This window comes from Desulfovermiculus halophilus DSM 18834 (genome assembly GCF_000620765.1).
Taxonomy (GTDB): Bacteria; Desulfobacterota; Desulfovibrionia; order Desulfovibrionales; family Desulfothermaceae; genus Desulfovermiculus; species Desulfovermiculus halophilus.
Window position 1 is genome coordinate 180823 of record NZ_JIAK01000007.1, and the last position, 15942, is coordinate 196764.

A 15942-nucleotide genomic window follows, 5' to 3' on the forward strand; every position below is an offset into this window, starting at 1 on the left:
CGGGGTGCAGGTTGTAAACCCCGGTATTTTGTTTGATTGGCTCATAACCGCGATCCTCTGTGTAGGGGCAGGCTTCGCGCTTTGGCGTAATGCCTGCCCTCTGGGCCTTTCTCATGCCCACGCTGTCTAGTGTGTGCTATGCTCAGCTTCGTGGGAGGGGCCGGGCAATTCAGGGGAAATTCTTTGGTGATTGTTTAAAAAAATAAAGCCGCGGATCGACATCCGCGGCTTTTTGAGCTTGATTGGCTGCACGTGCTTAGAAGCCGAATTCGTCGTCGCCCGCCGCGCTTCCGCCAAATCCGAAATCAGGTTCCGGCTCTGCTGCACCGCCGCCTGCCGCACCGGCTTCCGGGGCCGCTGCCGCCCCGCCTTCGCCGGAAACAGTGACCACGCCGTGCTTTTTGACCTCATCGATCTTGGCCAGCAGATCGTCGACTTTTTTCAGATAGTCGTCCACCTTGGAGGCTGAAGCCATGATCTGCTTCTCGCCCTCATTCTTCATCTGGGCTTCATAGTCGGAAACCTTGCTTTCCAAAGCGGCAATCTTCTTTTTGTTTTCTTCCAGAATGCCTTCATATTCTGCAAGTTTGTCTTTTTGTTCCTTGAGGGTCTGCCGATACTCCTTGAGCTTGGCAAAAACCGTATCCGCCTCTTCCTGGGCATCCGTGGGCAGGCTCATGATGGAGACATTGTCTCCCAGCTCGGTGACCTCTTCCTTCTTCAGCCGGCTCAGTTCCGGGTGCTGCTCATAGATCCAGGCCTTGGTCAGAGCCGAGGCAAATGGGGCCAGCTCCTTGTCCACATCCTGCTGGGTCACGAATTGAAGCAGCTCTATAACATCCTGTTTGTAGGTCCCGGCCGGGGCCCGCAAAAAGGATACGAATGTTTGCATGGGAAAGACCTTGCGTGCATCAGCCATGACAGCCTCCTTGTTATAAGACCAAAAGTTTGTTCTGACCGCTCTCGACTTCAGTGGAGATCCGACCTATCCGCCGAGCATAGGTCAAGGCTGCCACCCTGTAGACCAGATGTCCGAGCTTGGACCACGGCAGATAGGCGATAAGCATGAAGACCGAGATGAGGTGGATATAATAGACGGGGTAGGCCAGACCAGGCACCCCGAGTAGCCGGAATACTTCGCTCAAGATCCCGCTGATGGCAACGGCCCAGAGGACGCCGATCAGATACCAATCATAATAGGAAGAGCTGTCCTTGTCCGTATCCGTCAGCCGCCGGCGGGTGAGGTAGACTAGGCCGACGACCATGGCAATGGCTCCAAGATTGCCCAGGATCTTGACCGGATTCCACAGGGGCATGGGATACTCCATGTGCAGCAGGGGCAATATCTTGCCTCCCCAGTGGGTCAGGGCCACCACACTGGTGACAATGAACAGGGCGACAAAGGCATAGAAGAGGACCAGATGACCCTTGAACTTGACCTGGTCGGACTCAGTATCCCCGCAGTCCTTCCATTTCTTGTGGGTCACGACTTCATCCTTGATCACCCGCCACAGGCTGACCCACATGTTCTTGGGCGGCCTGTAGCCCACAACAAAGGTCTTGGGCTGGGAGGCAAAGGCCGAGAACAGGTTTCTGATTCCGGCATAGAAGCTGTACAAGACAAAGACTGCTGCCAGGCCGAAGATGGGATCAATGGTGAAGTCTCCGGGAAATATCATCCCATAGACGATCTCCCCGTGTTCATTGACCGGAAACGCACTGCCCTGAATGCTTCCGGTGATGATCCAGACGATGAGATAGATGATGGCTGGGATGGCGATCAGCTTGGGCAGATGGCGGGCTGAGCTCATCCATTTGCCCAAAAACGACGGCCCGACCAGATTACGGTAGGCCATGTTGCGCAGGGCGGCCATCAGCTCTCCGGGTTTGGCTCCCCGCGGACACATCTCAGTGCATTGTCCGCACTTGTGGCACAGCCACATATCCATGTCGTTGACCAGCTTGTCTTTCAGTCCCCACTGGGCCCAGATCATTTCCTTGCGCGGGAAGGAGCTGTCCATGGGCGACAAAGGGCAGACCACACTGCACGTGGCACACTGATAGCACTTCTTCAGGTCCTGTCCACCTGCAGCTTGGAGCTCTTTCACGAACTCGAGATCGGGTTGGATGCGCAGCACCTCGGACATATATCCTCCTCCTAGTATCCCTTAAATGGGTTCGGTCCCAGTTTGAAAATCTCGTCCACAAAGGAGTCAATGAGTTTGGGGACCCGGTGGTAGTCGTCAATGGCCACTTCCTCCTGCCGGACCCGTTCCAGCTCCACGCCCAGGCGGTCAAGCGTCTCGCCGATGTTGGTCATTCGTCGATTGCACAGCTCGGATCCCTTCATGAAGTGGCACTGATAGTCGTCGCCGTATTTACAGCCCAAGAGCAGGCATCCGTCATTGCCCTTGCCCATAGCGTCGGCAATCCAGATGGTGTTCACCGATCCCAGGCAACGAACCGGGATGATCCGAACATACGGGCTCCAGGTATGGCCCTGCTGAGCAGCCATGTCCAGGGCCGGGTAGGCGTCGTTTTCGCATGCCAGGACCAGGATTCGAGGGCCTCCCTCATCCATTTCGTCCGGGACCTTGATCTGGGTGATCATGGACCCGATCTGGCCGACGCTGTAGTTGTCGAAGGAAATGACCCGTTCCGGGCAGGCGCCCATACATGTTCCGCACCGCCGGCAACGGGCAGTGTTCGGTTTGGGGGTTCCCTTCTCGTCATCATCCAGGGCCCCGAAGGGGCATTCTTCAGTGCACCGCTTGCATTGGGTGCAACGGACAAAATTGAATTTGGGGTAGGTCAGGTCGCCGGACCGGGGATGCACGGCCATGCCCCGATTCACGGACTCCAGGCATTGAATGGCCTTGAGGGCCGCGCCTTGAGCGTCGACTATGGACTTGGACAGGGTCATCGGCTGGTGCACGGCACCTGCGGTATAGACTCCGGTCCGCCTGGTCTCATAGGGAAAGCAGATGTAGTTGGAATCGGCAAACCCGTCGAAGAGATCCAGGTCGGGAAAGGCCTGCCCCTGGCGGTAGGCGAGCTGAATGACCGGATCCAGGGCGGTTGTCGGGACCAGGCCGGTGGGCACCACCACCAGATCGGCCTCGATTTCTATGCTCTCGCCCAGCAGGGTATGCTCGGCCCGGACCATGAGGTTGTCGTTGCTTCCGGGCTGGATGGAGCTCACCTCGCCCTTGGTCAGCATGATTCCGGGATCATCCTGGGCGGCCTTGTAGTACAGCTCGTTGATCCCTGGGATCATCATGTGCTCATAGATGATATAGGCCGCGGATTTGGGCAGGAACTCCCGGATATATCCGGCCTGCTTCAGTGCGGTCAGGGAAGTTATCTCCGAGGTGTAGTTCATGTGCTTGTAGTTTTCGGTCTTGACAAAGACCTCTTCAATGACCGGCTCTTCACCGCTCTGCTCGGCCTGGGCAGCCTTTTCCTCCTCCAGGCGTTTTTTCTCTTCTTCCTCTTCACGGGCGATATTCTGGAGCAATGTGCTGTAGGCCAGAACAAAGACCACCCGTTGCGGGGTCTTGCCGTCGCTGGGCCGGGTTATGGATCCGTTCTTGGCCATTTCTTCCAGTTCCATGGCCGTAACCACATTGGGGCTCGATCCATAGCCCAGGGGCTTGAGGTACTTGGTGTCCTGGGCCTGCCACCCGGTGGCCACGACCATGGACCCGACCTGCTCCTGGGTCTCCTTCTTCCCGCTTTTCAGGGTGGCGGTGTACTGCCCGGGCTGTCCGCTCAGTTCCTCAAGGGTGGTGTCTGTGTACACCGTGATCCTGTCGTGATTCTGGACCGCCTCGATCTTGGCCTCGATTCCCGTATCCTGGGCCCGGGTAAAGGGATAGGACAGGGGGAAGGTCTTGTACATCTTGGCTGCGTAGCCGCCGAGCTGCTTCTCCTTTTCGACCAGAACGACATCGTAGCCGGCCTGGGCCGAGCTCAAGGCGGCATTCAGGCCGGTCCAGCCTCCGCCCAGGACCAGGATGGTCTTGGTGGTTTCCAGGACCTCCGGCTCCGGGACATCGGTCTTTTGCAGCTTGGACACGCCCATGTTCACATAGTCCACTGCCATATCCATGAGCAGCTCCGGGGTCCCCTGGCTCGGGTCCGGACGGCTGCCGTCAGGATTCTTGTAGGCCCAGACCACCTGCTCCCGCAGATTGACCCGGTCAACCGGGATGGACGGCCCGAAATCAAAGAACTCGAAATCGACCCGGGGGGAGGAGCCGCAAATGCAGACTCCATCGATCTCTCCGGCATCTATGTCCGACTTGATCGCCTTGTGTCCCTCCTGGCTGGCCAGAAAGGGCTCCACCTTGACCACGGGAACCCCGTTGCCCCATTTGTTCTTGACCTTCTCCGCCAGGGCCTCACAGTCCAAAAGCGGACCGATATTCGCCTTATCAAAGTAGACACCGATTTTCTCGGCCATGTGTTACCTCCCTCTCACCGTTTGAATGGCTTTCATCGCCGCGCTGGTCGCAGACTGGGCCGACTTCATGACATCCAGGGGCTCAGCCGCGCACCCGGCAGCAAAGATGCCGTTGGATTCAGCGCTGAACACAAAGCCTTCCTCATCCACCTCAGCATTCAGAGGCAGGGGTTGTCCGGCAAGGCTGGGCTGCATGCCGGTGGCCAGAACCACCAGGTCGAAGCACTCCTGCATCTTGTTCCCGGTCAGTGCGTCTTCTGCGGTCACCCATACCGATCCGTCCGTAATGTCCTCTTCAACCTCGGCCACCTTGCCTTTGACAGTTTTGACCAAAGGATCGCTCAGTACGTCTTGCGCGAAGTTGTCGTACCGTCCGGGGGTGCGCAGATCGATATAGAAAATGGTCGCTTCCGCATCCGGATACTGATCGCGGAGATACTTGGCCTGCTTGAGCGATGCCATACAGCAGATATAGGAACAAAATGAGAGGTGGTTCTCGTCCCTGGATCCCGCGCACTGGACAAAGGCCACCTTGCGCGGAGGCCGTCCGTCAGAGGGGCGAAGAATCTGGCCCTGAGTCGGTCCGGAGGGAGCGGCCAGCCGTTCCATCTGCATGTTGTTGATGCAGTTCTGGATCTCTCCGGCCCCCAGATTGGTCAGCTTGGTCACATCGTAGGGCTTCCAGCCCGTGGCGATGATGATGCTGCCCACGTTTAAGGTGATGCTCTTGTCCTGCTCATTGAGATCTATGAAATCGTTTTCGGACAGCTTTTGTCTGTCCTCCTCGTCAATGTGCTCGGGATCGAGAACATAGCGCTGAGGATAGGCAAAGGGGACGTCCATATACAAGGCCTTCCGCGTGCTCAAGCCGAACTCGAACTGGTTGGGGATGTTCTGGCTCAGGCTGTCGGCCAGGGCCTGCAGGTTCGCGCTGCTGGGCGCAGTATATCTGGGCTTGATCCGAACCGAGACCTCGTAGTTGCCGGCCTGTCCGCTGACCGAGACCACTTCAGCCAGTGTGAAGCATTTGACCTTGGGATTCTTTTTTATCCGCTGGAATTGGATTTCCAGCCCGCAGGAAGGCGGACAGAGCTTGGGGAAATACTTGTTGAGCTGCATCACCCTGCCGCCCAGAAAAGGACTTTTTTCCACGAGATAGACCTCATGGCCGACCTCGGCGGCTTCCAGGGCGGCTGTAATCCCGCTAAAGCCCCCCCCAATGACGAGTATGCTTTGTGACATGTGGTTCCTCCCTCAATCTAGCGGCTTGAGACTCGTAGCGATTTTGGAACGTAAGATATATGACGAAAAGCGCCGCACGTGATGCGCGGTGACTTGTGAGACGGTGGGGGTGCAGGTGAAGGCACACGCGAGGTCTGCGCCCATTGCCCGCTTACCCCAACGAAAACGGCCTGAGGTGAAACAAGAGGATATTCTTGCTTGAACTCAGACCATTTTCCAAATCCAAACAGGGCCGCAGGCGCCTTGCGCCTGCGGCCCTTCAGATGGAGCGCCTACGGGCTCATGGGATCAGGAATGACCTGGATGTAGGGGCGCTTGAACAGGTTGGTCTCGCCCTTTTCCGGATCATACTTGGAGTTGACGAAGCATCTCCACTTGGAGTCGTCGATGCCCATGAAGTCTGTGCGGTAGTAGAAGCCGGGGTAGCGGCTTTCCTTGCGGAACTCAATGTGCTGCATGTGCAGGCGGACAGTCCACAGGCGATGGAACTGCTCCCAGCAGCGCAGGAGTTCGTGCAGGTCCCTGGCGCCCAGCTTCTTGGAGTCTTCCTCCAGCATGTCCAGGAGGTGGAAGCCGGCCTGGAGCATGGCCTCGGAGGTGTTGTACATGGTGGAGCACCCGCCGCCGTATTCGTCGGTGTGCTTGATCAGCCGCTGCATGAAGTTCCTGGCAGTGATGTACTTGGGGTTCACGGTGGGATCCGTGGACTCGTCCTTGGCTTCCAGGTAGGTGTACCAGGGCTGATAGATTTCCTTCTTCAGATCGTCGCTGCTCTGCTTCAGGGCCGGCTTGTAGTCCTTGTGGTCCACGCACCAGCGGACGAGCTGCTTGCCGGCGATCCGGCCTTCGGCATGGGATCCGGAGGAAAACTTGTGCCCGGAAGCGCCCACGCCGTCAGCGCAGGTGAACAGGCCGTTGACCGTGGTCATCCGGTTGTAGACCTTGCCGTTGTCGGCCTTGATCTTGTAGTCGTCCGGGACCCAGTCTTCGTTCGGTCCGGAGACCCAGATGCCGCAGCAGCCGGAGTGAGAGCCCAAGAGATACGGCTCGGTGGGCATGATCTCGGAGCCCTTTTCTTCGGGCTTGACGTTCATGGCCGCCCACAGGTTGGCCTGGCCGGGGCACATATCCAGGAAGTCTTCCCAGGCTTCAGATTCCAGATGCTTCTGCTCGGCCTTGGACAGTTCCTTGAAGGTGGTCTGCAGGGCGGTGGCCGTGTCCATGAAGATCGGGCCGCGTCCGTCCCGGATCTCGCGCATCATCATATGGTTGCGCAGGCAGGTGGGAATGACCGCGCCGGTGGCGTATCCCCGGTCCTGGTAGGGCTTGAGCATGGACGCATTGGTCTGGGTGTAGTCTTCGCCCTTGGAGTTTGTCGCCTTGGCCTTAAACAGCAGGAACCAAGCGCCGACCGGTCCGTACCCGTCCTTGAACCGGGCGGGGACGAAGCGGTTTTCCATCATGGTCATTTCCGCGCCGACCTGTGCGCACATGGCATAGGTGGAACCCGCGTTCCAGACCGGATACCAGGCCCGGCCCATTCCTTCGCCCACGGAGCGGGGGCGGTAGACGTTGACTGCTCCGCCGCAGGCCACGATCATGCCCTTGGCCTTGAAGATATAGACTTTGTTCTCGCGCACGGAAAAGCCGACCGCGCCGGCCACCCGGTTGGGCTCATTGGCGTCCAGGAGCAGCTTGACCACGAAAATGCGTTCCAGGTAGCGCTCTTCGCCCAGGGCGTTCTTGGCGGCTTCAGCCACGATGACCTTGTAGGATTCACCGTTGATCATGCACTGCCAGCGGCCGGAGCGGACAACCTCGGCCCCTTCCCGGACCTTGAGACCTTCTTCCTTGGCCTTGGCGCCGTCGTAGTTCTTGCCGTCCTTTTTGACCCAGATGGGCAGGCCCCATTCTTCAAACAGGTGCACGGAATCATCCACGTGCCGGCCCAGGTCGAAGATCAGGTCTTCCCGGACAATGCCCATCAGGTCGGTGCGGACCATGCGGACATAGTCATCCGGCTCATTGTTGCCCAGGTAGGTGTTGATGGCGGACAGGCCCGGAGCGACAGCGCCGGAACGTTCCAGGGCCGCCTTGTCCACCAGCAGGACCTTGACTCCGTTCTTGTCTCCCCAGCGGACGGCTTCCACAGCCGCGCCGCAGGAACCCATACCACCACCGACGATCAAGGCGTCGGTTTCGATCTCGACGACTTCCGGTTCAGCCAAAGGCAGACCTTTGGTTGCATCTTTCGTTGGAAGTTGAGGCATATGACTCTCCTTATTCAAATGTCAAATTGCTGAGTGCTCAGTTCCCTGGATACTGTATCCTGGGATCCCGTCATACCTACCGGTTGCCGCCGGAACACTGGGTGTCCAGCCAGCACTGGGTGCTGTCCATGTCCGAGCATTCGAACTTCTTGTTCAGGACTTCCTTGGGCTGCTTCAGCTCAGTCTCGGTGTAGAACAGGTTGTCTTCGAGGTCACCGGGTTCGGGCTTGCCGCCGAAGGGGTCGATGGAACCCTCCGGAGTGGTCCGGATGGGGAACTTGAAGCGCTTGACTTCGCCGCTGCGGAACTGAATGGTCCACATGATGTCTTCAGCACTGCGCAGCGGGATGCTGGTGCCGCCCATGGGCGCAAAGTCGGCATAGGGACGGGCAGTGATCGCGCCCTGAGGGCAGATCTTGATGCAGGAGTAGCATTCCCAGCATTCGTAGGGTTCCTGATTGTAGGCCTTCATCTCTTTTTCATCCAGGATCATCAGATCGTGAGGGCAGACGTACATGCATGCAGTTTTTTCTCCGCCTTTGCATCCGTCGCATTTTTCAGGGTTCACATAACTTGGCATCGCGACCTCCTTACAGACTGTGTTTGAGTGTTAAAACCCTTGATGACGTTGTATCATGTATGTGGACAAGCAGAGACGGTCCTCTGCTTCCTTGCAGCATGGCTGGACAAGCCGGGAATCATCCGTGATTTATCAATTAGGATCACGCGTGATTTAGCATTAAAAATCACGCGTGATTTCCGGGAGAATCGTTTACTGCAGTTCCTTCAATGCGTCGGTGACCACTTCCAGGCTTTGCTTTTCAACCACTTTGTCGAACAGCTTGTTCTTCACTTTGGCCGGGAGCAGCTCGATGCTTCCGGTGGTGGATGTGTCGTGCTTTGCTCCGTACTTGTCCACCAGGACCTTGGCTTCTTCATCCGTGGCGTAGACCACCAGGACCTTCAGACCGGCCAAGCGTTCTTCCGTATGGTGAGCCAGTCCGGCCTTCTGCAATTGATCGTAGCGTTCTTCGTTGACCCAGACGTAAATGGGATTCTTGGCAGCAGACATAATTGTATGACCTCCTCAAAAGTGTCCGACTACAGGGGTTCGATATTGAAGACCGGGGTGCGTTTTTCCAGGTATTCCTCAGTTACGAAGGGGGAGCCCTGGCCGTATTTTTCCGCGCACTCCATAATCCGGTCGAAGACCTCGGGACGGATAATCAGACGGGGAGGCTTGACGCCGTCGGTCACAATACTGCGGATCAGGGTCCCGCTGAACTTCTGCTGCTTGTCCTTGTGGTTGCACAGCCCTTCACTGGTGATCTCGGCGCAGACCGGGCAGTACAGCCAGTTCATGGAATAGACCGGCGTAATGTCCAGCTTGTCCCGAACGCTGTCCAGGAGGTGATGGGCTTCATATGCGCCGTAGTAATCGCCGACACCGGCGTGGTCCCGACCGTACATATGATGGGTGATGCCCAGGTTGGTGCGCAGGATAGCGTGGAAGATAGCTTCCTTGGGGCCGGCATAGCGCATATCCCAGAACGTAAGGGTTGTCAGGTGGTTATGAGGCCCAAAATACCCTGATTTTTCCAGCTCATCCTGGCAAAGGATGATGGCTTCGTCAATATAGTCCTTGACCCGTTTTTCTCCAATAATTGCGTTGACCACCACTCCGACTTCCGGCTTTTCGATGGGCAGGTCGGCATAGGTCTGGAAGAAGGCGCCCTTCATCAGCCATTCGTGTCCGGTGTGGGGGACGTTTCTGGTCTGATGGGCAACCGTCCGGCTCCAGCCTTTTTCCTTGAACACTTGGCGCATCTTGAGCGGAGGAAGGAAATAGGGGCCGAAGGGCTCGTTGATTGTGGGTTCCTTGACCAGGGTGATCTTGCCGCCCACGAACTTGTCGGAGGTCTCGTAGATGCGTTTGCATCCAGGATGCTTAGCCTCATCGGTTCCAAAGATCGACTTGCACATGGCTTGCTTGTCGTACTCAAAGACCTCATCGATCTCGAACAAGGCCATGGGATTGCCCTGGTAGGTCAAAACAACGCTTTTTCCCGGAGCCACCCCATAATCGGCCACTTCTTTGTCCGGGAGGTCAAAGAGGATCGGAATGGGCCAGATGGTCCCGTCGGCCAGGGTCATCTTGTTGACCACCGCGTCAACATCGGCCTTGTTCATGAACCCTTCCAGAGGGCTGAAAAAGCCATACGAGATGCCGATCACCTCATTGGCCAGCTGGCGGCGAAGAGGAATTTCGGTTAAGCCCTTGATCTTGTCTTGGGCTTCGGCCGGCTGCAAGATACGTTCTTTGATTTCTTTTCCGCCGTGTCCTATTTCAGCCATATACCGTCTCCTTTCTGTTGACGTTGCAAGCCATTACGGCAGAGACAACAATCTATAAACATCTTAAGCTGCGGTGCAGATTAAGAACCCCTCGATCGATTCGGCAACTGGTTTTAAATATTGAGAGAAAGCCGTGACCGCCCTTTTGCCGCTGTGCTTGTGCAAAAAATAACAAGTGGGGTTGCCCCTGTCAAGCGAAAGGGGGGGCAAAAGTAAAAAAATGTACATTGGACGCCGGATTCATGCTGTTCAGGTGGCTGGGATCATGTAGTGGCATGCAAGGCTCGTCGAGAATGTGTCCTTGGGGAAGCTGGCTTGTGAATAAGGGCGCATGCACGATGCCCCTTCTTATTGTGAAAAAATAGACAAAAGTCAAGGTGCAAAAATGTGATTCGGCGACCGAAAAAGATGCCTTGCCCGGCGGGGAGGCATGATTTATGGTTTGACGTCGTTTGGTGCCGTAGACAAGGCCGCGGTGCACACAACCACCGGCCAGAAGGAACAAGGGCTGGCAATTCGCAAATGGAGCGCAGAGCATGAAGCGTGGACAGAACACTCTCCAATCCCGATCTTCCCGACTGCATAGTATAGATAAAAAATTAATTCAACTCCTGGCTGAACGCTCCCAGCTTCTGGCCCGAGATGCCAGGGAACGAAAGGGAAACGATAAATCCTACGTTGATCCGGAAAAGGAAAAAAAGCTGTGGAGCCTGTGGCGCCAGGGGCTTGAGGAACATGGTTTGAACGAGCGCATTTTGCGCAGGACCTTTAATCTGGTGAACAGTTTGGCCTATGAGCAGGCTGAGCGACGGGAAGACTGGGTCATGGCTCTGCACCCCAGACTGGAGGCTGTGGATATTGACCTGCCCGGACCGGTGGATACTGTGAAGACCCGGCTGTGGCTGATCATGGGCGCGGTTCTGGGGCGGGACGTGCGTATCCCCGGAGCTGTGCTCAACGATGACCTCATAGAGCTGATCAAGGCCTGCAATCAAGCCGGGGCGGGAATGAGCTGGGATCAGGAGGGTGCGAGCTCCGGAACGGTCTGTCCGCAGTTCGATCACTCCTCGATTTTCGTTGGTCAGGACCCCTTGAACTTTTATCTCCTCCTGGGGCTGAGCCTGACCAGTCCAGCCGTCTGCCGATTCAATGGAGGGGCGAGGCTCAAATCTGAGTCCATGGGGTTCCTCACCGATGTACTGGCTGAATTCGGGGCCCGTCAGGTGTTTCTGGTCCCAGGCAGCGACGGGGTGCCCATCCGGGTGGAGGCCAGTGGACAGGTCCCTTCCAAAGTCCGGGTTCCGGAAGAAGCTCCGGATGAGTTTGTCCTGGCCCTTTTACTCCTGGCTCCGGTATGGGCTCGTGCAAACGGGGAGTTTCGGCTGGTGCTGAATGCAGATTTAGAGCAGTTCAGGGGCAAACACCACCTTATCCCCATCTGGTCCCAGCTCGGGGCGGTGTGGGAGCAAGATGGCAAAGAACTGATCTTTTCCGGGAGCGAGCTGACCATGCCCCAACAGCCGGAGGTGGGCCTGGATCCTGTGCTGGCCGGATATGTTCTGGCCATGCCGGCCTTTTGCGGAGGGCGGGTTCTGCTGCACGGCACATTCCCTCAGGCCGGTCCGGAACGGGACGCCTTTCTGGAGCTCAGCTCTCAGGCCGGGCTGGACGTGGATGTCCGGGAGGGAGGGATTGAAAGCAAAAGCGGGGGGATGCCAAAGGCTGATCTGCGGTTGAGCTGCCGGCAGAGTCCGCGGCTTATTCCCCTGGCTTTGGCCCTGGCCCTGGCCGGTGGACAGGAAAGCATCCTGGGCCTGAGCTCGGGACAGGACATGGATTTTGCCGCGCATATCCTCGCCAGCCTGGGAATGGAGTCGGAGCAAATAACGGATCAGGAATTGCGGATTCGCCCGGCCAGGGGGCGCCAGAGGGAAGATTTGGCAGTGACAGCGCCCAATGCCTGCTGGAGTCTGGGACTGGCCTTGATGGCCCTGGCCGGGGCCAAGGTGAGCATCAAGAACCCTGGCGTGCTCACCAGCCTCTGGCCGCAGTTCTGGACCCTGTATAAAAACCTGCCCCGGCCCAGAGCCAAGTCCCTGGCCGGGGAGGACAAAAAAGAGGAGAGCGGTCATGGCCCCAAACGGCGACGGAGAATTGTCGACTGATCAGGACCTGGCTGAGGTGGAAGCCGCCATGGAGCGTCTGGGCCGGGAGAAGGACGAGTGCGAAGAGAAGATCCAAAGCCTGCGCAGTGCGGAAGATCCAGGGCAGGGAATGTATTTTGCCCAGAAGATATTTGCTGCTCAGCAGGAGAAGCTGCGTCTGCAGGTGGAGATGGATTTGTGCCGGGCCAAAAAGAACAGGTATCTTTTGGCCCGGGAATGGGGGCAGGTTTAGGGGACAGAAGACAGAAGACAGAGATCAGACGTCAGACGTCAGAGGACAGAAGACAGAAGACAGAGGTCAGAGATCAGACGTCAGAGTTCAGTAGGCAGAGAACAGTGGACAGTGGTCGGATTGCGGCCCTGAGGGACCTCCACCCCGGAAGGGTGATCGGTGGAAGACGGAATGCCTGACGGGATTACGTCCTGGACCCGACGGATCGAGTGTAGGGGCGAATAATCATTCGCCCTCTTGGGGGTGAGCAAATAGCAGAGGACAGAAGATAGAGGTCAGACGTCAGACGTCAGAGGACAGAAGTCAGAGAGCAGAGGGCAGAGCTCTGATCGCTGATGTCTGACCTCTGCCCTCTTATTTAGAGGTGTTTTTCCATGTGCATCACGTTGCCACCCTCCCGGTCGGAGAAGCCGTAATCCAGGATGTCGACTGTCTTGCGGATGATGAACAGACCCATCCCGGTCTCTTTGGGGTTGGTCACGTCCGGGGTGGGGATGCTGGAAGGATCGAACCCGGGGCCAAAATCTATGACCTGCAGGACAATCTTTGTGTCCTGGAAAAGCAGTTTGAATTTGAGCAGCCCATCCTCGTGGCTCGGGTAGGCATGACGGATGACGTTGGAGCACGCTTCGTAGACAATGAGCTCCAGGTTGTAGGCCAGCTGGTCCTCCCGGCCCTGCAGGCAGGGATGGCGGGAAAAAATTGCCTTGCAGAAGTGACCTATGGCCGGGAGGTACAGGAGGTCGGCCTTGATCTCCATCGTTATGTCCGGATTTCGCAGATATGATGGCATTGTCGCATCCCAGGTCTGATCTGTTCAACGGGTCAGGCGGATTGTCCGTTCTGCAGGTGTACCGGCTGGCCTGTGGACTCCAGGACCGCCCGCCAGTAGTTGGAGTGCACATTGAGCTTGCGCCGTTTCTGGGTCACCAGCTCTAACGGCAGGTAGACATACCGATCCTGCAGCTTGGTGACCACCATGTTCGTCTTTCCGGCCATGGCCGCGTGGACCGCGTGCTGGCCCAGGAAGCCGCAATAGACGTTGTCGCTGGAATTTGCCGGGACGGATCGGATGATATAGCTGGGGTCGATGAACTTGAGGGTGATGGGCATGCCCTGGTCCTTGAAAAAGGACTTGATCCTGTCCTGGAGCATGGCACAGACATCGGCCAGGACCGGATTTCCGGAGGCATCGGTGAGGACTTCGCCTTTGGCGTCCCGCTCGTAGCAGCACAGATCCTGTCCTGCCCCTTCAGCCACCACAATAACGGCGTGCTTTCGCTTTTCAATCCGCTCCTGCAGGCGGGGGAGAAATCCGTTCGGGGGATCGAGCTCAAAGGATTCTTCCGGAATGAGCACGAAGTTGACGTCCCTCTGGGCCAGGGTGGCCTCGGAGGCGATAAAGCCGGACTCCCGGCCCATGAGCTTGACCATGCCGATTCCGTTCGGCGCGCCCTGGGCCTCGGTGTGCGCGCAGCGGATGGCCTCGGTGGCCTTGGACACTGCGGTGTCGAAGCCGAAGGACTTGGGGACGAAGTAGATGTCGTTGTCTATGGTCTTGGGCACCCCGATCACCGAAAGCTTGATGTTTCGCTTCTCAACCTCCTGTTGAATGGCTGATGCGGCCTTCATGGTCCCATCACCGCCGATGAGGAAGAGCACGTTCACGTTCATCCGCTCCAGGGCGTCCACAATGGCATCGGCCGGCTGATGGCCGCGGGAGGAGCCCAAAATGGTGCCCCCGAACTCGTGGATCCGGGTCACGCTGTCCGGACTGAGCTCCATGACCGGGTGTCCGAACTCAGGAATGAACCCCTCCAGCCCGTAGCGGATACCCAGGGTGGTGCTGATCCCGTACTGGTGGTGGGCCTCCATGACCAGGGCTCTGATCACGTCGTTTATTCCTGGGCACAGCCCCCCGCAGGTGACAATGGCGCACTTGGTTTTGCTGGGGTCGAAGTAGATCCGTTCTCTGGGTCCGGCTTCTTCCAGCTCGTAGTGACTGGGTTCGGTATCGGCATCTTCCAGCATCTCTTCCGAGATATGCATGGTCAGCCTTTTGTTCTCTGGGATAAAACGGCCAAAAGGCAGGGGGGATTTGGCTCTGCATTCCCCGAGTCTCTTGATCTGAGCCTGGATCGGCTCGGCCTGGCTTGGCATGCGGGCAAACTCCTGGTTTGGGTAATTCTGGGATCAGCCCCTGATCTTGGATTCACTCTTGCCGGGGTTTCGTTCCAAATGCACATACCGCCTGGCGGCCGACTGGGCCAGACGGGTGAGGATGATGGTCAGGTCAGAACGGTGCTGCAGGGCCAGGTATCCGGGGTGGCTGGCCAGTTTGCCGCTTACTGCATAGGGAGGATCGGACTCTGGAGTCAGATGGACGTCCTCGTATTCCACCTGGGACCGGCCGGGATCCTCGGCGGTTCCCTCCAGGGCGCGGTGTAAGAACTCCCGGGCGGTATAGACGAAAAATTTTTTGATATCTTCCGGAGATTCCGCGGTGTTGAGTCGATTGCGATAGGCGGGACGGAGGTCGTTTTCGATTTTGGTGAAAGACAGCTGTTCAGACATGATGCTCTCTCCCCAGGTGGTTGAGGGACAGACGAGAACACGGTCGACCTCGGGACACACGATCTGTACGCTGGTGCGAGGCAGTGTACGGGCGGCAGGGACACGGATCATGCTTGGGGCTGATTTCATAGCATAACGGGATTGCTTGAAACTGGGTCATCCTGACTATTTTCAACAATAGCAGGGAGGAAGACGGGATGCAAGAGATTTATGTCCGAAGCGGACAGCGAGAGGAATTTATCGACATTACCGGCCAGGTCCGGGAAGCGGTGAAAGAGAACGGGTGGGAGAATGGGGTTCTCACCCTGTACTGTACGCATACAACCGCAGGGATCACCATCAATGAGGCGGCCGATCCCAGCGTGGTCCGGGATATGCTGACCTTTTTGCGGTCTGCGGTGCCCAGGGACGGGGATTACCGGCACATGGAGGGCAACAGCGACGCCCATATCAAATCCAGCCTGATGGGCTGTGCGCAGCAGGTGATCGTGGACCGGGGCAAGCTGGTCCTGGGCACCTGGCAGGGGATCTTCTTTACCGAGTTCGACGGCCCCAGGTCTAGAAAGATAAAGGTGCAGTGGCAAAAGGCAGAGTGAGGGATGAGGGGCGAATTCGGGGAACAAGAGGGCGAATGATTAT

At 57.5% G+C, this 15942-nt stretch carries 14 protein-coding genes; 3 read left to right on the forward strand and 11 right to left on the reverse strand.

The window, feature by feature from the left end; genetic code table 11:
- Positions 1–256: 256 nt before the first annotated feature.
- From N902_RS0104485 to sat, 8 genes are all read right to left on the reverse strand, one after another.
- Entirely contained in the window at positions 257–919 is a 663-nt protein-coding gene (locus N902_RS0104485) for a hypothetical protein (protein ID WP_027369964.1), read from the reverse strand.
- A 13-nt stretch (positions 920–932) separates the two neighbouring features.
- On the reverse strand, positions 933–2147 hold the full coding sequence (gene qmoC / locus N902_RS0104490) for a quinone-interacting membrane-bound oxidoreductase complex subunit QmoC (protein ID WP_027369965.1): 1215 nt from the start codon (positions 2145–2147) through the stop codon (positions 933–935).
- Between the two features lie 11 nt (positions 2148–2158).
- Positions 2159–4465 carry a hydrogenase iron-sulfur subunit gene (locus tag N902_RS0104495; RefSeq protein WP_027369966.1) on the reverse strand — a complete coding sequence of 769 codons (2307 nt, stop codon included), beginning with the start codon at positions 4463–4465 and terminating at the stop codon, positions 2159–2161.
- A 3-nt stretch (positions 4466–4468) separates the two neighbouring features.
- Complete coding sequence (locus N902_RS0104500; protein ID WP_027369967.1) at positions 4469–5707, reverse strand: CoB--CoM heterodisulfide reductase iron-sulfur subunit A family protein; 1239 nt, start codon at positions 5705–5707, stop codon at positions 4469–4471.
- 272 nt (positions 5708–5979) lie between these two features.
- Positions 5980–7977, reverse strand: a complete 1998-nt coding sequence (gene aprA / locus N902_RS0104505; RefSeq protein WP_027369968.1) for an adenylyl-sulfate reductase subunit alpha — start codon at positions 7975–7977, stop codon at positions 5980–5982.
- A gap of 76 nt (positions 7978–8053) precedes the next feature.
- Positions 8054–8557 (reverse strand): adenylyl-sulfate reductase subunit beta, encoded by a 504-nt coding sequence (aprB, locus tag N902_RS0104510; RefSeq protein ID WP_027369969.1) that lies wholly within the window; start codon positions 8555–8557, stop codon positions 8054–8056.
- Positions 8558–8749: 192 nt separating this feature from the next.
- The gene (locus N902_RS0104515) at positions 8750–9049 is read right to left on the reverse strand and encodes a DUF6955 family protein (protein ID WP_027369970.1); all 300 of its coding nucleotides are present in this window, start codon (positions 9047–9049) and stop codon (positions 8750–8752) included.
- Between the two features lie 29 nt (positions 9050–9078).
- Positions 9079–10332 (reverse strand): sulfate adenylyltransferase, encoded by a 1254-nt coding sequence (gene sat, locus N902_RS0104520; RefSeq protein WP_027369971.1) that lies wholly within the window; start codon positions 10330–10332, stop codon positions 9079–9081.
- Between the two features lie 536 nt (positions 10333–10868).
- Here sat and N902_RS0104525 point away from each other — a divergent pair.
- Both N902_RS0104525 and N902_RS16380 read left to right on the forward strand, forming a co-directional pair.
- The gene (locus N902_RS0104525; RefSeq protein ID WP_027369972.1) at positions 10869–12497 is read left to right on the forward strand and encodes a chorismate mutase; all 1629 of its coding nucleotides are present in this window, start codon (positions 10869–10871) and stop codon (positions 12495–12497) included.
- Complete coding sequence (locus N902_RS16380) at positions 12463–12729, forward strand: hypothetical protein (RefSeq protein WP_051564289.1); 267 nt, start codon at positions 12463–12465, stop codon at positions 12727–12729. Before N902_RS0104525 ends, N902_RS16380 begins: the two co-directional genes overlap by 35 nt.
- A 358-nt stretch (positions 12730–13087) precedes the next feature.
- On the opposite strand, the gene N902_RS16385 is transcribed toward N902_RS16380, so the two are convergent.
- The 3 genes from N902_RS16385 to N902_RS0104545 are packed head-to-tail and all read right to left on the reverse strand — an operon-like array spanning position 13088 to position 15303.
- A complete protein-coding gene (locus N902_RS16385) occupies positions 13088–13522 on the reverse strand; it encodes an ATP-binding protein (RefSeq protein ID WP_084287766.1) in 435 nt (144 codons plus the stop codon).
- 32 nt (positions 13523–13554) lie between these two features.
- Positions 13555–14889, reverse strand: a complete 1335-nt coding sequence (locus N902_RS0104540; RefSeq protein ID WP_034621557.1) for an ATP-dependent 6-phosphofructokinase — start codon at positions 14887–14889, stop codon at positions 13555–13557.
- 33 nt (positions 14890–14922) lie between these two features.
- Positions 14923–15303 carry a hypothetical protein gene (locus tag N902_RS0104545; protein ID WP_027369975.1) on the reverse strand — a complete coding sequence of 127 codons (381 nt, stop codon included), beginning with the start codon at positions 15301–15303 and terminating at the stop codon, positions 14923–14925.
- Between the two features lie 197 nt (positions 15304–15500).
- On the opposite strand from N902_RS0104545, the gene N902_RS0104550 reads away from it, so the two are divergent.
- Complete coding sequence (locus tag N902_RS0104550) at positions 15501–15899, forward strand: secondary thiamine-phosphate synthase enzyme YjbQ (protein WP_027369976.1); 399 nt, start codon at positions 15501–15503, stop codon at positions 15897–15899.
- Positions 15900–15942 lie beyond the last annotated feature (43 nt).

Coding starts and splice junctions, on each gene's coding strand:
- N902_RS16380 (WP_051564289.1), top strand. CDS start 12,463: ATGGCCCCAAACGGCGACGGAGAATTGTCGACTGATCAGGACCTGGCT.
- N902_RS0104525 (WP_027369972.1), top strand. CDS start 10,869: ATGAAGCGTGGACAGAACACTCTCCAATCCCGATCTTCCCGACTGCAT.
- aprA (WP_027369968.1), bottom strand. CDS start 7,977: ATGCCTCAACTTCCAACGAAAGATGCAACCAAAGGTCTGCCTTTGGCT.
- N902_RS0104495 (WP_027369966.1), bottom strand. CDS start 4,465: ATGGCCGAGAAAATCGGTGTCTACTTTGATAAGGCGAATATCGGTCCG.
- N902_RS0104515 (WP_027369970.1), bottom strand. CDS start 9,049: ATGTCTGCTGCCAAGAATCCCATTTACGTCTGGGTCAACGAAGAACGC.
- N902_RS0104550 (WP_027369976.1), top strand. CDS start 15,501: ATGCAAGAGATTTATGTCCGAAGCGGACAGCGAGAGGAATTTATCGAC.
- qmoC (WP_027369965.1), bottom strand. CDS start 2,147: ATGTCCGAGGTGCTGCGCATCCAACCCGATCTCGAGTTCGTGAAAGAG.
- N902_RS0104485 (WP_027369964.1), bottom strand. CDS start 919: ATGGCTGATGCACGCAAGGTCTTTCCCATGCAAACATTCGTATCCTTT.
- aprB (WP_027369969.1), bottom strand. CDS start 8,557: ATGCCAAGTTATGTGAACCCTGAAAAATGCGACGGATGCAAAGGCGGA.
- sat (WP_027369971.1), bottom strand. CDS start 10,332: ATGGCTGAAATAGGACACGGCGGAAAAGAAATCAAAGAACGTATCTTG.
- N902_RS0104500 (WP_027369967.1), bottom strand. CDS start 5,707: ATGTCACAAAGCATACTCGTCATTGGGGGGGGCTTTAGCGGGATTACA.
- N902_RS16385 (WP_084287766.1), bottom strand. CDS start 13,522: ATGCCATCATATCTGCGAAATCCGGACATAACGATGGAGATCAAGGCC.
- N902_RS0104540 (WP_034621557.1), bottom strand. CDS start 14,889: ATGCCAAGCCAGGCCGAGCCGATCCAGGCTCAGATCAAGAGACTCGGG.
- N902_RS0104545 (WP_027369975.1), bottom strand. CDS start 15,303: ATGTCTGAACAGCTGTCTTTCACCAAAATCGAAAACGACCTCCGTCCC.